This is a genomic window from Corynebacterium heidelbergense, assembly GCF_028609845.1.
Classification (GTDB): domain Bacteria; phylum Actinomycetota; class Actinomycetes; order Mycobacteriales; family Mycobacteriaceae; genus Corynebacterium; species Corynebacterium heidelbergense.
The window spans coordinates 240,572-256,588 of record NZ_CP063191.1 but is presented as its reverse complement, the minus strand read 5'-3'; the positions used below and the strand labels follow the sequence as shown (position 1 = coordinate 256,588).

Sequence of the window (16,017 nt, the reverse complement as noted above, 5' to 3'; positions counted from 1 at the left end):
AACACAGGAATGCACATCCTGGCGTATCTCGGGGCCCTCGCGGCCGCGTTGGCCTACGGCTCCGCCACGGTTCTCCAGGCAATCGCAGTGGCCCGGATGGCCGCCCTCCCCAAGGGCACCTCGCTGCCGCGCCGCGCCGCAGCCGGATGGCTGTACGCTGCGGGGCTCGTCCTAGACGGCGCGGGGTTCCTGGCGTCCGCCGTGGCCTTGCAGAAATTGCCGCTGTTCCTGGTGGAATCCACCATCGCCGCCTCCGTGGCGGTCACCGCCATCCTGGCCGTTGTGGTGCTGCACCAGAAGCTCAGCCGACGGGAGATAACGGCCCTGTGGCTGCTGCTCGCGGGGCTCATCGTCCTGGGCCTCACCGCGGCGGAGGGTCCCTCCCGCGCCGTTCCGGGGTGGGTCGGCTGGGCCCTGCTCGGCTCGGTCGTACTCGTCGCCCTCGGCAGCTACCTGTCTTGGATCACCCTCCCCCAGCGCGCCAGCGGCATCAGCCTGGCCATCATCGCGGGCACCGCCTTCGGCCTCGTCGGCGTGGGCGCCCGCCTGCTGCCGGAGCACCCCAGCCTCGCCTCCTGGTTCACGGATCCTTATGCCTGGTCCCTGCTAGCCCTCGGCGCCACCTCCATCACGGTGTTCGGCCTGGCCCTGGACCGGCTGGAAACCACGACCGTCGCCGCCTTGAACTTCGCCTTCGAAACGATCGTCCCCAGCGCCATCGGGATCAGCTGGCTGGGCGATCACGTCCGCCGCGGCCTGTGGCCGGTGGCCCTCATCGGCTTTGCGCTGACGCTATATAGCTGCATGAGGTTGGCGTCCAAAGCTGAAATTAGCCTGTAGAACCGATCTCCAGATCCTTCTTGTGCCCGAGCAACACGGGCAGGGCCTTCCGGGTTTTATCCACGTGGTTCGGGTCGATATCGACGGTGAGCACCTGCGCGGCGTACCCGGTCTCCGCCAGACGCGCACCGTTGGGCCCGACGATGACGGAGTGCCCGATTCCCGTGGGCCCATCGGCCTGACCATAGCGATCCGGCGACCCCGGCCGACCCATGCCCGCCCCCACCAGGTAGCTGGTCGTATCCAGGGCGCGGGCGGCGGTGAGGGCATGCCACTGATCTAGCTTGCCCGGCCCATCCGCCCAGCTCGTGGGCACCACCATGACCTTCGCCCCAGCCTCCGCAAGCGCGATGAAGTGGCCAGGGAACCGGATGTCGTAGCACGTCGCCAAGCCCACGGTGGTGCCCCCAAGGTCGAAGGTCACCCGCTCGTTCCCGGGGCGCACGGTGGCGGATTCCTTGTGACCGAAAGCGTCGTAGGTGTGGATCTTGTTGTAGTGGGTCACCACATCCGGGCCGGCGACGAGGAGCGTGTTGTACACGCGGCGGAAGCGGTTGGCCTCCCCAGCCCCCTCCGGCTGCTGCTCCACCAGCTCCCCCGAGGGAAGGCGGTACACCGTGTCCGCGGGCGTGAACATCCCCACCACGGCCGTGATCCCGTGCTTTTTCGCGTCCTCCACGATGGCGGTGGCGAAGGGCCCGTCCAGCGGCTGGGCCACCATGTCCAACCGCCCGGAGTCGAAGGGGAACATGGCGGCCTCCGGGAACACCACCAGGTCCGCGTTACCTGCTGCGGAGGCGGCGATGTACCTGCGGATGCGGTTGAGGTTCACGTCGACATCCGGCTCGGCAATCATCTGGATCACGGCAATACGCATGACAACCAGGGTAACCGCAATGCCTCCCGGGCTGCCTGTGTATAGGCCAATGGGGTGCGGTGGCGGGTTTCCACAGCGCCGGTGTTCTTTCCTTCTGGACGCCCCCGACCCAGCGCTACATTGACGTGCGCCGGGGGGAACACGGGTGGGATGGCCCTCCGGTGGTCAGCCGGCCGTGGGGGCCCGCGAGGGGGCGATGGGGACTTCCCCGTGGGGCTCGCGGGCGAGACAAGGCTGGTGCGGTGGATTGACTGAAGAAAAGGGGAACTGCAGTGAGCGGCGGGGAGTTCGCGTTGGAGGGTCACATGGCCCTGGGGGTCTGCGTGACCTATCGCCAGGCGGCCGAGCATCTGGGGGACACGGGAGGGACCTTGGCCCGGGCGGGTGATGCCCGGGGCCATCTGGTCGGGGCGGTGCCAGGGTCCTGGGCGCGGGAGGCGGGTGCCGTGATCCCGGCCGTAGCGCACGGTGTGCGGGGTTATGCGCGCGACTTGGCGGGGACGGCGAGGGACATCGAGGTTTATTGCCAGGCCGTTGTGGCGGCGGAAGAGGCGGCGGCGGGGACTTTCCAGGGCGGGATTGGCGCTGCCGGCGGGATTGGCACTTCGGGCGAAGCTGCAATTGCACATGGAGCTGGCGATTCAGGCGGCAGTCACCAGAAGGGAGGGGCCGGTGACTAGCTTCACCGTTCCGGAGGTTCTGCAGGCGCGCCCGGAGGTGGCGCGCGGTGCCGCGGCGTGCATGGCCGAGTGCGGCCAGCAGGTCCAACAACAGGCCCGCGATACCCACGACACCCGACTGGACGGCTGGGAGGGGGATGCGGCCGCAGCGGCGCAGCACCGGGTGGACGCGCTGACGAACCGGCTGGGAAACCTCGGGGCGGCGGCGGAGTGCTGCGGGCACGCCGGGGCGGCGTTCGCCACCACACTGCAGATCGCCCGCACCACGATTAGCGCCGCCGTGGCCGCAGCTCGAGCGGTCGGGATTGAGGTCGCCGCCAATGGTTCCCTGTGCGGCAGCCTGGCCCGCTTCCTACCGCTGGTTCGCAAGAGCATCGAAGGTCCCATTCGGGCGGCGCTAACTCTACTGGCGCAGGTGGACGCGGCCAGCGCTGCCGTTGTCCACACAGTCGGGGATGTGGAGGCCCCCGCGGCGGGCACTGCGCAACCGTGGACTCCGCCGAGCTTCGGGCCACAGACGAGAATCGAACAGACCCCGGATGGGCCCGTTGTGTACAGCGGGGATCTGGAGCGCGCGGACCAGATCATCACCATCGTCAACGGCGTACACAGCTCTGAACCCGGCGCGGCAGAGCGCACCGCCGCCTGGGCCCAGCGGCTCGTCGACCACGCCGCCGCGAACGGGCAGACCATCGCCGTCGCCGGGTGGCACGCTTATTCGGCTCCAGGGAACCTCGCCACCGCTGCACTGCCGATCGCGGCAGAGGAGGCCGCGCCGAGGCTGCGGGAGTTTCAAAACCATCTGCGGGCGGTGAACCCCACCGCGCAATTGCACGTCACTGGCTACAGCTACGGCTCCGTCGTCGTCGGCACGGCGGCCCAGTCCCCGGGGGCCCCGCTGGGGGCGGACCGGGTCACCTTCCTGGGCAGCCCCGGCGTGCGGGCCGGGCACCGCAATCAGTTGCACACGCAGGCCACCGACGGACGTACGGAGGTGCGCAGCATCCACGTGCCGGGGGACCTCATTGGGCTCACGACCTGGCCGGATGACGGTGCCCACGGCCGGGACCCCTCGGCGCCGACGTTCGGGGCGGAGGATACCGCCCCGCGCGGGGCCTCCTGGGGCAGTTATTTGTGGCACCGGTTGCGGGATACCCACATCGTGGCCGAGGGGGATAGGGATACGCACAGCTCGTATCCCTATGACCCGGAGGTGGAGGAGGCACTCCTGCAGCCGGGTCGGTAAGTTTCCTTAGGTGACACACCAACCCATAGCGGACCATCCCAGCCCACGCCCCGCGGAGCTCGGGACCGTAAAACTGCCCACCCTGGTGAGCCTCATCGTGGGTAGCTGCGTGGGCGCCGGGATCTTCGCGATTCCCCAGAACGTGGCCAACGTCGCCTCCCCCGGCGCAGCGTTCATCGGCTGGAGCATCACCGGGGTGGGGATGCTGTGCATCGCCTACGTCTTCCAGGCCCTTGCCCTGCGCAAACCCCACCTGGACTCCGGGGTGTACAGCTACGTCCGGGCCGGATTGGGCGACTTCGTCGGCTTTGCCTCGGCCTGGGGGTACTGGCTGGGCTCCATCATCGCGCAGGTGGGGTATGCCACTCTGTTCTTCTCCAGCCTCGGGTACTTCCTGCCCGTGTTCGACGGCTCCCACCGCCTGTTTCAGGCAGCGGCGGTATCCGCATTGACCTGGGCCATCTTCGCCACCCTTGCCCGCGGCGTGCGCCAGGCGGCCATCCTCAACGTTGTGGCGACGGTGGCCAAGATCCTGCCCATCGGCGCCTTCCTCGTCCTCGTCACCTTCGTGGGATTTAAAACGGAGGTGTTCACCTCCGATTTCTGGGGACGCGCCGCGACCTTCGGGGAGAACGGCACTGCTGGCGTGAGCTCCATTACGGACCAAGTCAAGGGCATGATGCTGTTCACGGTGTGGGCATTCATCGGCGTGGAAGGGGCCTCCACCTACTCCATGCGGGCCCGGCGGCGGCGGGATGTTTCGCTAGCCACGTTCTTGGGGTACGTCACCGTGTTCTTTTTGCTCACGGCCGTCAGCTTCCTCAGCTACGGGGTGGTTCCCCGGGAACAACTCGCGGCAATGTCGGACAACTCGATGGCCCAGGTGCTGGAAGCCGTCGTGGGTCCCTGGGGTGCGGGCCTCATCAGCGTGGGACTGTGCATCTCCGTGTTCGGGGCCTACGTCTCCTGGCAGATGCTCTGCGCCGAGCCGATCGCGCTCATGGCCCGCGATGGGCTGTTGCCGTACCGGATCGGGCGGCTGAACACCCGTGGTGGTCCCGTCACCGCCCAACTGTGCTCAACGCTGGCCATCCAGGCCTCCATCATCCTGTTCTACCTGCGGGAATCCACCTACGAGACGATGGTTCAGTTGGCCACCTCGCTGTACCTTGTCCCCTACCTGTTCAGCTCCCTCTACCTGCTGTTGCTGGCTACGCGGGGGGCGGGGTTCACGCACCCGGACGCGGGCACGAAGTTCGACCTCGCCGGGCCACCGGTGGCCCGGCGGACTAATCGCATCCATGGGCTCCTCGGCGCGGTCGCTTTCGGGTACAGCCTGTGGCTCATTTATGCCGCCAACGTGAAGTTCGTCTTGCTGGGAACTTTGCTGGTGCTCCCCGGGTTGGCGGTGTACGTGCTCACGCGGCTGCACCGGGGCGGTCGGGTGTTCAATCGCTTCGAATGGTTTGTTGCCACCGCGGTCGTCGTCGCGGCCGGGGTGGCCATCTTCCTCATGGCCACCGGGCGCATCGCGCTGTGATCCCCCTCTACCCGTTCCACGCGAGGGGCATGGGGCTAGCGGCGGCGGCGCTGCTCCCACAGCACCACGGCGGTGGAGCGGGGCACGTGCACGATCTCCCCGCGGTTGCGGCGCCCTGACGTCGAGTTGGCCCGGTGCAGCTCCGAGCGCGTCTCGGCGAGCCGCTGGCGAAGTGCCGCGTTATCCTCCTCCAGCTCGTTGACCCTATTTTGCAGCTCGATGATGGTTTTAATTCCCGCGAGGTTGACCCCCTCCTCGTGGGAGAGCCGCTGAATCTCCTGTAGCTGTTCGATGTCCTCTCGGCTGTATCGCCGTCCCCCGCCGCGGGTGCGCTCCGGGGTGACTAGCCCCATCCGGTCGTAGGTGCGTAGGGTCTGGGCGTGCATGCCCGTAATCTCCGCGGCCACAGAAATCACAAACACTTCCTCCCGGGGCTCATGGCGTTTGCCGGTCTGGCCGCGACCTGGGCTCCGGTCCTCACCTGCGGGTTCGGCATGTCCGTTGGCGTGTGACATGAGCTATCACCCCACATTTCCTTCCCAGCCAGCCCGTGGATCGAAACCAGCCCGCTTTTCCTCCTCGGCGTACTTTCGCAGCGTGCTCATCGCGGCTTCGTCGAGGTTTTTGGGTACCTCCACCTTCACTGTGACCAACAGATCGCCGCTGGCCCCGTTGCGCTTGTTCACCCCGCGTCCGCGGACCCGCAGGGTCGTGCCATCCGGGGTGGATTGGGGGATGCGCACCCGCACCTTGGAATCCAGGGTGGGCACGGTGACTGCACCACCGAGGACCAGCTCCGTGTAGCTCACAGGAACGGTGAGCATGAGGTCGTCCCCGGAGCGGGAGAATACCTCGTCCGGGGTGACGTGAACGGTGACGAAGAGGTCCCCGGCCGGCGCTCCCCGCTCCCCGGCCGCGCCCTGTCCGGCCAGGCGGACTTTCTGCCCGTCCACCACTCCGGCGGGAACGCGGACGGTGATCGTGCGAGACCGCGTCTTGCGGCCCGTTCCGCCACAGTCCTGGCACTTCTCCTCAACGCGGGTCCCGGTGCCGGAGCAGTCCTCGCAGGGACGGGAGAACCCGAAGGCCCCCCGGTTCTCGCTGACCAGCCCACTCCCGGAACAGGTCGTACAGCGCTGGGGGGAGGTGCCCGGCTTCGCCCCGGACCCATGGCACGTCACGCAGGGGGCGGGGTTGGTCAGCCGAATGGGGACCGTCACGCCCTTGGTCGCTTCCCGGAACTCCAGGGTGATGTCCGTTTCGACGTCCGCACCCCGCGTCTGCCGGACACGGCGGGACGCTCGCGTCCCGCCGCTGCGACCACCGGCACCGCGGCCCCCGAACATGCCTCCGAACACGTCGTTGAGGTTGCTCGCTCCCCCGGCCCCGAAGAGGTCGGAAACGTCGAAATCCGCCCCGCTCCCACCGAAGCCGGTGGAGCCGAAGCCGCCATAACCCGGCGCGGTGGTGCCCGCCCCGAAGTTGCCGTAACCGCCGAAGCCACCGCCGGCGGCCACGAGGCGCTTGAGCTCGTCGTATTCGGCGCGCTTCTCCTTATCGCCCACCACGCTGTAGGCCTCCGAGGCCTTTTTGAACCGCTCCTCGGCTGCGGCATCGCCCGGGTTTTTATCCGGGTGGTCTTCCCGCGCGATCTTGCGGTACGCCTTCTTGATCTCGTCGACGTCTGCCGTGGAGGACACCCCAAGGTCTCGGTAGTAGTCCTTCTCGGCCCACTCCTTTTGTGCCATAGGTTGCTAACTCCTCGATCTACTTTTCTCGATCTTCATCTGCGCCGTTGACCGTGGTTGAGTCTACCGCGCTTAACTTTTCTAATCCATTTGTCTCAACCGGCCCAGCACACCCCTATTCCCGCCAGGGGCCCGAGTGCCACCCACTAGGCTGGGAAGACATGACCCCACGAAAGCGCAACTGGCTGCAACGGATGTTCGGAAACCCCGAGCAGAACTCCTCCCACCGCAGCGGGGAGAGCCAACCCGCGCATCCTGGCGTCCACAATGAAGAAACGGGAACACCGCCGGAGCCGGACCATCTCGGCGATCCGCACCCCGTGTTCACCGAATTGACCATGCGCCAAGCCATGGCAATGGAGGAACAGCTTCGGCGCAGCCTGGAGGAACGCGGTTTCGCCGTGGAGTTCGAGGACTACAGCGTGAAATTCGCTCGCTCCGAGAACCAAACCCGGACCATGGGACTGGACAATTTGCCGCGCCTGCTCGCCCAACTCGACGATTTCGACGCGGAGATGCCGGAAACCGTCGATGAGTTCGTCGGCAATCTCGTCGCCGCGATGGATAGCCCCCGGCTGCCGGATGCGGAGTTCTACGCCGCGATGCGGGTCCGTTTGGCGCCGATGGATCAAAAGGGCAACGAGGATTTCGGGAAAGATTCCCCCCTGCGGCCCTTCAGCGAGGACGCTTTCATCCGCCTCGTGCTGGATACGGAACAGTCCATTCAATCCCTCACCACCCCCGCGCTGGAGGACCGAGGGCCCGTGGAGGACCTGTACCGGATGGGCTATCGCAACCTGTGGCAGGAGCTCGTGGACTCGGACATGTCCTTCAGCGAATACGCCCCCAACAAGGACAACCCGGATGAAAAGTGCTGGCTGCTGGAGGGGACTAACTTCTTCATCGGCTCCGCGCCGCTGTTCCTCGAGGAACTATTCGAACGCAATGCGCCGCATGTGGACCGCTCTAATGGGCTGATCTTCGCCATGCCTTTCCGGCACGTCACCATCGCCCGGGAGGTGACGAACGGCAGCGATCTGATGAACTCCATCGGGCTCATGGCCTCCCTGGCCGCAGAGTTGTACACCACGCAGCCGGGCGCGGTCTCGCCGCGCCTGCACCTCATGCACATGGGCGAGGTGGAGACCTTCACCAACGTCGTCTGGGGGCAGGGCAACTCCCGGCAGGCGGAGATACACATCAAGCCCAACGCCTACCTCATGGGGAGGATCAGCGATGGGCTTGACGATGGGCCGGAGGGGCCAGAGGGGCCGGTGCTCTAGGGCCGAGGCGCGGGCCAGCGCTGCGCGGCCCGGCGGCCCGGCTAGGGGCCAGCGCCGACCAGGCCAAGACCCGGCCCCCGCGCCCTAGCAGCGCGGTCTAGCTGGGGTCCGCGATGATCACCATCGCGGTGCGCAGTACGCGGTCGCCGAGCCGGTACCCCTTGCGCAGGACGGTGCCGAGCACCTTGTCCTCTCCGCTGGAGGTATCCTGCACCGCCTCGTGCAGGTCGGGGTTGAACTCTTCACCCTCGGCCCCGAAGGCTTCCACCTTCGCGCTGGCCAGGGCCGCGTTGAGCTTCTCCGAGACCGCCTTGAGCGGGCCGGTGAGGTCCCCGTGGGATTCGGCGAGTTGCAGGTCGTCGAGGGCGGGCAGCAGCGCGGCGGCGAGGTCCGCCTTCGCGCCGGAGATCACCCCGGCCCGGTCCCGTTCCACGCGGCGGCGGTAGTTGGCGTACTCCGCGCTGACGCGTTTCAGGTCCTCCGTGCGCTCGGCCAGTTCTGCCTGCAGCGCGGCGTCACCAGCTTCAGCGTCACCGGACCCTGCCTCACCGGAGCCGACACCCGGTGCCTCAGCGCCACCGGCCGCAGTGATGTCGGCGACCTCCGCTTCGGTGCCGTCAATCAGGTCGGCGGCGTCGTCGATGGAGTCCCATTCTGCGGCGTCTGCCCGCGCCTGGGCCGCTGCCTCGGCATCGCCTTCAGCGTCCCCGGTGAGCACGTCGTTGACGGCGGCGTCGATGTCTGCCTCGATGGAGGCTTCGCTTGCGTCGTCATCCCCGGCTTGGGCGTCCACGTCGGCGTCGCGGGCTGCCTCCTCATCGGTTTGGGAGGGGGCCCCGGGGTTGACGGTCCAGTCGCTGTCAGCCATTACTTCTTGTCATCCTCCTCGTCGACAACCTCGGCGTCGACCACGTTGGGATCGGTGTTCTTCGCACCTTCGCCGTTGGCGGCGTCGGCACCTTCACCGGACTGCGCCTTGGCAGCTTCGGCCTCGTAGATGGCCTTGCCCATCTCCTGGGATTCGGCGGAGAGCTTCTCCACGGCATCCTTGATGGCCTCCACGTCGCTGCCCTTGAGGGCTTCGTCGACGTTCTTGGCGGCCTCTTCCACCTTCGTCTGGATGTCCTCGGAGACCTTGTCCTTGTTGTCCTCGACGAACTTGCGGGTCTGGTAGGCCATGGACTCGGCGGAGTTGCGCACTTCCTGCTCTTCGCGGCGCTTCTTGTCCTCCTCGGCGTGGGCCTCGGCGTCCTTGACCATCTGGTCGATCTCTTCCTGGGAGAGGCCGGAGCCGTCCTGGATCTTGATGGTGTTTTCCTTGCCGGTGCCCTTGTCCTTGGCGGTCACGTGGACGATGCCGTTGGCGTCGATGTCGAAGGTGACCTCGATCTGCGGCAGGCCGCGGGGTGCGGGTGCGATCCCGCCGAGCTCGAAGGAGCCGAGCAGCTTGTTGTGCTGGGCCATTTCGCGCTCGCCCTGGAAGACCTGGATCTGCACGCTGGGCTGGTTGTCCTCGGCGGTGGTGAAGGTCTCGGAGCGCTTGGTGGGGATGGTGGTGTTCCGCTCGATGAGCTTGGTCATCACGCCGCCCTTGGTCTCGATGCCGAGGGACAGCGGGGTGACGTCCAGCAGCAGCACGTCCTTAACCTCGCCGCGCAGCACGCCGGCCTGGAGGGCAGCGCCGACGGCGACGACCTCGTCGGGGTTCACGCCCTTGTTGGGCTCCTTGCCGCCGGTGAGCTCCTTGACCAGGTCGGTGACGGCGGGCATACGGGTGGATCCGCCGACAAGCACAACGTGGTCGATGTCGGAGACGGAAACCTCCGCGTCCTTGAGCACGGACTGGAAGGGCTTCTTGGTCCGGTCCACGAGGTCCTGGGTGATGCGCTGGAACTCGGTGCGGGAGAGGGTCTCGTCGAGGAACAGCGGGTTCTTTTCGCTGTCCACGGTGATGTAGGGCAGGTTGATGGTGGCCTGCTGGGAGGAGGACAGCTCAATCTTGGCCTTTTCCGCTGCTTCGCGCAGGCGCTGCAGGGCCATCTTGTCCTTGGTCAGGTCGATGCCGTTTTGGCTCTTGAACTTCTCCACCAGCCAGTCGACGATGCGCTGGTCCCAATCGTCGCCGCCGAGCTGGTTGTCGCCGGAGGTAGCGCGCACTTCCACCACGCCGTCGCCGATTTCCAGCAGGGAGACGTCGAAGGTGCCGCCGCCGAGGTCAAACACGAGGATGGTCTGTTCCTTGTCGCCCTTTTCCAGGCCGTAGGCCAGGGCGGCTGCGGTGGGCTCGTTGACGATGCGCAGGACGTTCAGGCCGGCGATCTGGCCGGCGTCCTTGGTGGCCTGGCGCTGAGCGTCGTTGAAGTAGGCCGGAACGGTGATCACGGCGTCCGTGACGTCCTCGCCCAGGTAGCTCTCAGCGTCCCGCTTGAGCTTCATGAGGGTGCGGGCGGAGATTTCCTGCGCGGTGTACTTCTTGCCGTCGATCTCGACGTTCCAGTCGGCGCCGATGTGGCGCTTGACGGAGCGGATGGTCCGGTCCACGTTGGTGACGGCCTGGTTCTTGGCCGATTGGCCGACGAGGACCTCACCGTTCTTGGCGAAGGCGACGACGGATGGGGTGGTCCGGGAGCCTTCGGAGTTGGCGATGACGGTTGCTTCGCCGCCTTCAAGGACGGAGACCACGGAGTTGGTGGTTCCCAAGTCAATGCCGACTGCACGTCCCATGGATGTTCTCCTTTTTCTGTGGGGTTGGTTGTTGTCTTCTTTCTTTACGACGCCACCTCTACCGGGCGCCGCACATACTTTAGCGCTCTAGGCTCAACTTTCATTCCCACTCGGGGGAAGTTGAGCCTGTGACTAGATCCAAGTATCCCGAATTTGCGCGCAACGTCAACCCGAGTTGAGCCTGCGCCGCGCAACCTTGTCACGTCTGATGTAACTCCCCGCAGCTCAAAGTTGTTCCCGGTCGGCTCAATTTTGCTGCGCTCGTCCACCATAGGCCCCGCCCCCAGGTGCCCTCCCAGCTCCCGCAATTCCCCGCGCCGCCGACCCCTTCGCGGCGCTAGATTGGGAAGACATGAGCCTCTCGATGACCCTCGCGGCAGCGAAACTCGCCCAGGAAACCCGGCGCGCCCAGCGCAGCTCCTCCCCGGCTAAGCCCCACACCAACCCGGAGCCGCCCCACACGTTGCGGCAGCACCAATCCGTGAGCACCCGAGAGGTCTGCGGGTTTCCCGTCTACTCGGTGGCCCCCCTGGCCTTCGCGCTCAACGCGGGGACCAACCTCGCGCCGCTGGGCGAGCTTGCCCCGAACCAGACCGCGGCCCGGGCCTGCCTCTACCTCCATGCAGGGGGCTTCAGCAACACCATCCGCCCACCCGCCTGGAACTTCATCGACCAGATTGCGGATTCCGGGGTGCGGGTGGAGGTGCCCATCTACGGGCTAGTGCCGGAGCACAGCGCACCGGAAGCCATCGCCCTGGTCCAGCACACCTATCGGGAGCTCGTCGCCGACCATGGGGAGGAGAACGTCTCGATCCTCGGGGAGTCCGCAGGAGGAGCGCTGGCGGTGGGGGCCCTGCTGTTTGGGATTCACGCCACACCCGCCCACCTCATCCTCAACGCCCCTTGGTTGGACCTGGAGTTGGGTAACCCCCGGATGTCCCGCTACGAGCAGCGGGACCCCAAGTTGTCCAGCGCGGGGCTGCGGCCAGCCGGGCGGCAGTGGGCTGGGGGTGACCCCGCAGCTTTCGCGGACCCCACTATTAATCCGGCGACCGGGTGGAAGAAGGGCGCGGGAATGGCGTCCTTAATCACCCAAGAACAACAACGGAAAACCACCGTGACGGCCTTCTGCGGGGACCGGGATCTTTCCCTGCCGGACACCCAAGATTTCATCGCCGCAATCCGGCGAGCGGGGCTGGCCGCAGAGCTGGTGGAGGTGCCCGGCGGCTTTCACATGTACCACCTGTCCGCGACGGCGGAGTCCCGGCGGGACCGGCGGCGGATAGTGGATCTCATCAACCAGCGATAGGTAATGATTTTCGCAACACGATTATGGCCTAAATAGGCAGGTCGGCAAGCTTCTCGGCAACTATTAACGGCAGGCTGACAACTGATAATCTGCCCAGGTACATAGTTTTTTAGCGTTCGGCTGCACGCCGGCTGAACTTACGAGGAGTACTCCATGGACCTGCTCGCCGAAGGCGACAAGTTGATGAGACAAGACATCCCATGGGACGTCACCATCCCCATGGGCATCATCGGCGCTCTGCTTTCTATCCCGGCCTGGGTGTTCTTCATCCGCGGGGCCATCAACATCTACCAGATGATCCGCCTTGGCCAGCCGGCCCTGAGCCGTCTGGACAACCCACTGGGCCGCCTGGTTAACCTCATTCGCGAGGTACTAGGCCACACCAAGATGGCCAAGAAGCCCAAGGTGGCGATAGCCCACTGGCTGGTCATGGTGGGCTTCCTACTCGGCTTCGTCGTGTGGTTTGAGGCCTACATCCAGATCTTCGACCCCAGCGGCGGTTGGCCGCTCATCGGCGATACCGGCCTGTACCACTTCATCGACGAGCTGCTGGGCATCGGCACGGTCGTGGGCATCATCGTGCTCATCATCATCCGCCAGCGCATCGGCGACCAGGAGCGCAAGGCCCGGTTCTACGGGTCCAATGCCCGCGCCGCGTACTTCGTGGAAGCCGTGGTCCTCATTGAGGGTCTCGGCATGATCCTTGTTAAGGCCTCCCGCATCTCCACTTTCGCCAGCTATGAAGGCGGTCACTGGTACACGGACTTCCTCACCATGAACCTGGCAAAGATCCTGCCGGCCTCAGCCGTTCTGGTCTCCGTCTTCGCGATGATCAAGCTGCTGTCCGGCATGATCTGGCTGTACATGGTTGGCCAGCACCTGCGCTGGGGCGTGGCCTGGCACCGCTTCATGGCGTTCTTCAACATCTTCCTCAAGCGCAACTCCGATGGCCGCAACGCCCTCGGCGCCGCGAAGCCCATGACCTCCAAGGGCCGCGCCCTGACGATGGAAAACGCCGATCCGGACGAGGACTACATCGGCGTGGGCAAGATCGACGAGTTCACGTGGAAGGGCTGGATGGACTTCACCTCCTGCACCGAGTGTGGTCGGTGCCAGGAGCAGTGCCCCGCGTGGCACACGGAGAAGCCGCTGAGCCCCAAGCTGCTGATCATGGATCTGCGCAACCACGCGATCGACTCCGCCCCCTACCTCAAGGCCGCCCGTAACGGGGATGAGGCCGATCCCGACCTGTTCTCCACCGCGGATATGCCCAACGAGGATGATCCGGCGATCGACGCTCACTCCAACCTGCCGCTGCTGCAGCTCGTGGGTGCCGGCGAGATGGGCGTGATCGACCCCGACGTGCTGTGGTCCTGCACCAACTGTGGCGCCTGCGTGGAGCAGTGCCCGGTGGACATCGAGCACATCGACCACATCATTGACATGCGTCGCTACCAGGTGCTCGTCGATTCCGAGTTCCCCAGCGAGCTGGCTGGGTTGTTCAAGAACCTGGAGAACAAGGGCAACCCCTGGGGCCAGAACAACAACAAGCGCTCCGAGTGGATCGAGAAGGCCAAGGCCGACGGTGTGGATGTTCCGGTCTACGGCGTGGACATCGAAAACTTCGACGACACCGAGTACCTCTTCTGGGTCGGTTGTGCTGGTGTGTTTGACGATAACGCCCTGAAAACCACCCGCGCAGTCGCGGACCTGCTGTACACCGCCGGCGTGAAGTTCGCCGTGCTGGGTGAGAGCGAGGGCTGTACCGGTGACTCCGCCCGCCGCGCCGGCAACGAGTTCCTGTTCCAGATGCTGGCCGAGCAGAACATCGAGATCCTCGATGAGGCCTTCGAAGGCGTGCCCCCGAAGCAGCGCAAGATCGTGGTGACGTGTGCGCACTGCTTCAACGCGCTGCGCAACGAGTACCCGGAGCTGGGTGGTAACTACGAGGTTGTCCACCACACCCAGCTGCTGAACAAGTTGATCCGTGAGGGTCGCTTGGAGCCGGTCAACGCTCCCCAGAGCGGGCGCAAGGTCACCTACCACGACCCCTGCTTCCTGGGCCGCCACAACAAGGTCTTCGAGGCTCCCCGCGAGCTCATCGGAGCCTCCGGCGCGAACCTGGTGGAGATGCCCCGCAACCAGAACAACGGCTTCTGCTGTGGTGCTGGCGGTGCCCGGATGTGGATGGAAGAGAACATCGGCACGCGCATCAACCTCAACCGCACGGATGAGGCCCTGGCCACCGGATCGGAAGCGATCGCGATCGGTTGCCCCTTCTGTAAGACGATGCTCACCGACGGCGTGAACAACCGCCAGGCCGATATCGAGGACAAGAACGAGCGCACCCAGGTCCTGGATATCTCCCAGATGTTCCGCGAGTCCATCCTGGTGGATGGCAAGCTGCCCGCCCCCAAGTCCCCGGAGTTCCTGGTAGCACCGGAGCGCGGTTGGGTTGACGAGGAGAAGCTGGCCCGCGAGGAAGCAGAGCGCAAGGCAGAGGAAGAAGCCAAGCGCCGCGCCGAGGCGGAGAAGAAGCGCAAGGCGGAGGAAGCCGCTGCCAAGAAGAAGGCAGACGCGGAGAAGGCTGCCGCTGCTGGTGGAGCCGCCGCGGGTGCTGCTGCTGGCGCCGCTGCTGCACCGGGTGCGCCGAAGGCCCCCGCCGCTCCGGGTGCGCCGAAGGCCCCCGCCGCTCCGGGTGCGCCGAAGGCCCCCGCAGCAGGTGCTCCGGCCGCACCGAGCGCACCTGGCGCTCCCAAGCCCCCGGCCGCTCCTGCTGCACCGGGTGCTCCTAAGGCTCCGGGTGCCGGCGCCCCTGCTGCACCGGGTGCTCCCAAGGCTCCGGGTGCTGGCGCCCCTACTGCTCCAGGTGCCCCCAAGGCTCCTGGGGCACCGGGCGCTCCCAAGGCTCCTGGCGCACCGGCCGCACCGGGCGCTCCCAAGGCTCCTGGCGCACCGGCCGCACCGGGCGCTCCCAAGGCTCCGGGTGCTGGCGCCCCTGCTGCTCCAGGTGCTCCAGGTGCTCCGGCCGATCCCTCCGCGCCTGCTGACGAGGACAAGAGAGCCTCGGCAACTGCTACCGAGGAAGGCGGAAAGATCAAGCTCTCCGCCACCGCTCCGGGTGCACCCACGGCTGCTGCTCCGGGAGCCCCGGCTGCCCCTGCAGCACCGAAGGCTGCCCCTGCCGCGCCGTCTGCTCCGTCCGCGCCCGCGGCTCCTTCTGCCCCCTCTGCGCCTGCCGCTCGCTCTGCACCGGCGGCACCGAAGGCTGCTCCTTCTGAAACCGCAGCCCCGGCGGCAGAACCGGCTGAACCGTCCGAATCCGCTGAGGGCGCTGAGAAGGCAGACACGACTGGCAGCGATAGCGTGCCCAATGCCCCCGCAGCCGCCCAGCCGGAGGCGGAGGCCAAGCCGGAGGCGGAGGCCAAGGCCGAGCAGCCGAAGGCTGACAACGCTGACAGTGGTCCCATCAAGCTGGCCCGTAACACTCCGGGCGCACCCGGTGCCCCCGGCGCACCCGGTGCCCCCGGTCGCTAACGGCCCCTAGGCGGGTCATACCCCTGGCTCGCAAGGGCCACCGGACCGCCCAACCAGAACCCCCGCGTTTTACCGGCGCGGGGGTTTTGGCGTCCGCAAGAAAGACACCCCAACCCCCCACAGACCGAAAACGCACCCACCTAGGTTTGAACAGCGGTGCCGGATAGACTAAAGAGAACTCACAGATGCCGCCGCTGTGGGCACCCAGACCCTCCTCCGGAAAGCAGGACGAG

Annotated in this window: 12 protein-coding genes; 7 read left to right on the top strand and 5 right to left on the bottom strand. The window is 66.5% G+C overall.

Annotation, left to right across the window (positions count from 1 at the left end; translation table 11 throughout):
* Positions 1-9: 9 nt before the first annotated feature.
* A complete protein-coding gene (locus tag CHEID_RS01030; protein WP_238599293.1) occupies positions 10-840 on the top strand; it encodes a hypothetical protein in 831 nt (276 codons plus the stop codon).
* Here CHEID_RS01030 and CHEID_RS01025 read toward each other — a convergent pair.
* Positions 830-1,717, bottom strand: coding sequence for a carbon-nitrogen hydrolase family protein (locus CHEID_RS01025; protein ID WP_112769287.1), 888 nt, complete (start codon positions 1,715-1,717; stop codon positions 830-832). The two genes, CHEID_RS01030 and CHEID_RS01025, sit on opposite strands and share 11 nt — an antisense overlap.
* Positions 1,718-1,989: 272 nt before the next feature.
* Between CHEID_RS01025 and CHEID_RS01020 the strand changes: the two genes are divergently transcribed.
* From CHEID_RS01020 to CHEID_RS01010, 3 genes are read left to right on the top strand one after another with little or no spacing between them, the layout of a single operon-like run.
* Complete coding sequence (locus CHEID_RS01020; RefSeq protein ID WP_112769286.1) at positions 1,990-2,397, top strand: hypothetical protein; 408 nt, start codon at positions 1,990-1,992, stop codon at positions 2,395-2,397.
* The gene (locus CHEID_RS01015; protein WP_112769285.1) at positions 2,390-3,643 is read left to right on the top strand and encodes an alpha/beta hydrolase; all 1,254 of its coding nucleotides are present in this window, start codon (positions 2,390-2,392) and stop codon (positions 3,641-3,643) included. Before CHEID_RS01020 ends, CHEID_RS01015 begins: the two co-directional genes overlap by 8 nt.
* A gap of 10 nt (positions 3,644-3,653) precedes the next feature.
* The gene (locus CHEID_RS01010) at positions 3,654-5,183 is read left to right on the top strand and encodes a basic amino acid/polyamine antiporter (protein WP_112769284.1); all 1,530 of its coding nucleotides are present in this window, start codon (positions 3,654-3,656) and stop codon (positions 5,181-5,183) included.
* 35 nt (positions 5,184-5,218) lie between these two features.
* Here the strand turns inward: CHEID_RS01010 and CHEID_RS01005 are convergent, their stop codons facing one another.
* Complete coding sequence (locus CHEID_RS01005; protein WP_112769283.1) at positions 5,219-5,698, bottom strand: heat shock protein transcriptional repressor HspR; 480 nt, start codon at positions 5,696-5,698, stop codon at positions 5,219-5,221.
* Positions 5,699-5,704: 6 nt separating this feature from the next.
* The gene (dnaJ, locus tag CHEID_RS01000; protein ID WP_112769282.1) at positions 5,705-6,931 is read right to left on the bottom strand and encodes a molecular chaperone DnaJ; all 1,227 of its coding nucleotides are present in this window, start codon (positions 6,929-6,931) and stop codon (positions 5,705-5,707) included.
* A gap of 161 nt (positions 6,932-7,092) precedes the next feature.
* Here dnaJ and CHEID_RS00995 point away from each other — a divergent pair, with 161 nt between their 5' ends.
* Positions 7,093-8,214 carry a hypothetical protein gene (locus CHEID_RS00995; RefSeq protein WP_146743846.1) on the top strand — a complete coding sequence of 374 codons (1,122 nt, stop codon included), beginning with the start codon at positions 7,093-7,095 and terminating at the stop codon, positions 8,212-8,214.
* 97 nt (positions 8,215-8,311) lie between these two features.
* Here the strand turns inward: CHEID_RS00995 and grpE are convergent, their stop codons facing one another.
* Entirely contained in the window at positions 8,312-9,082 is a 771-nt protein-coding gene (grpE, locus tag CHEID_RS00990; RefSeq protein ID WP_112769280.1) for a nucleotide exchange factor GrpE, read from the bottom strand.
* The gene (dnaK, locus tag CHEID_RS00985; RefSeq protein ID WP_112769279.1) at positions 9,082-10,938 is read right to left on the bottom strand and encodes a molecular chaperone DnaK; all 1,857 of its coding nucleotides are present in this window, start codon (positions 10,936-10,938) and stop codon (positions 9,082-9,084) included. Before dnaK ends, grpE begins: the two co-directional genes overlap by 1 nt.
* Before the next feature lie 352 nt (positions 10,939-11,290).
* On the opposite strand from dnaK, the gene CHEID_RS00980 reads away from it, so the two are divergent.
* Together CHEID_RS00980 and CHEID_RS00975 are read left to right on the top strand one after the other, a co-directional pair.
* Positions 11,291-12,247, top strand: coding sequence for an alpha/beta hydrolase (locus tag CHEID_RS00980; RefSeq protein WP_112769278.1), 957 nt, complete (start codon positions 11,291-11,293; stop codon positions 12,245-12,247).
* A 153-nt stretch (positions 12,248-12,400) separates the two neighbouring features.
* Positions 12,401-15,784, top strand: coding sequence for a (Fe-S)-binding protein (locus CHEID_RS00975; RefSeq protein WP_112769277.1), 3,384 nt, complete (start codon positions 12,401-12,403; stop codon positions 15,782-15,784).
* The last annotated feature ends 233 nt before the right edge of the window (positions 15,785-16,017 follow it).

What these genes read in the sequence shown, in the direction of transcription:
- CHEID_RS01030 (WP_238599293.1), top strand. Translation starts at nt 10, where the DNA reads ATGCACATCCTGGCGTATCTCGGGGCCCTCGCGGCCGCGTTGGCCTAC.
- grpE (WP_112769280.1), bottom strand. Translation starts at nt 9,082, where the DNA reads ATGGCTGACAGCGACTGGACCGTCAACCCCGGGGCCCCCTCCCAAACC.
- CHEID_RS00975 (WP_112769277.1), top strand. Translation starts at nt 12,401, where the DNA reads ATGGACCTGCTCGCCGAAGGCGACAAGTTGATGAGACAAGACATCCCA.
- CHEID_RS00980 (WP_112769278.1), top strand. Translation starts at nt 11,291, where the DNA reads ATGAGCCTCTCGATGACCCTCGCGGCAGCGAAACTCGCCCAGGAAACC.
- CHEID_RS01005 (WP_112769283.1), bottom strand. Translation starts at nt 5,698, where the DNA reads ATGTCACACGCCAACGGACATGCCGAACCCGCAGGTGAGGACCGGAGC.
- dnaK (WP_112769279.1), bottom strand. Translation starts at nt 10,938, where the DNA reads ATGGGACGTGCAGTCGGCATTGACTTGGGAACCACCAACTCCGTGGTC.
- CHEID_RS00995 (WP_146743846.1), top strand. Translation starts at nt 7,093, where the DNA reads ATGACCCCACGAAAGCGCAACTGGCTGCAACGGATGTTCGGAAACCCC.
- dnaJ (WP_112769282.1), bottom strand. Translation starts at nt 6,931, where the DNA reads ATGGCACAAAAGGAGTGGGCCGAGAAGGACTACTACCGAGACCTTGGG.
- CHEID_RS01025 (WP_112769287.1), bottom strand. Translation starts at nt 1,717, where the DNA reads ATGCGTATTGCCGTGATCCAGATGATTGCCGAGCCGGATGTCGACGTG.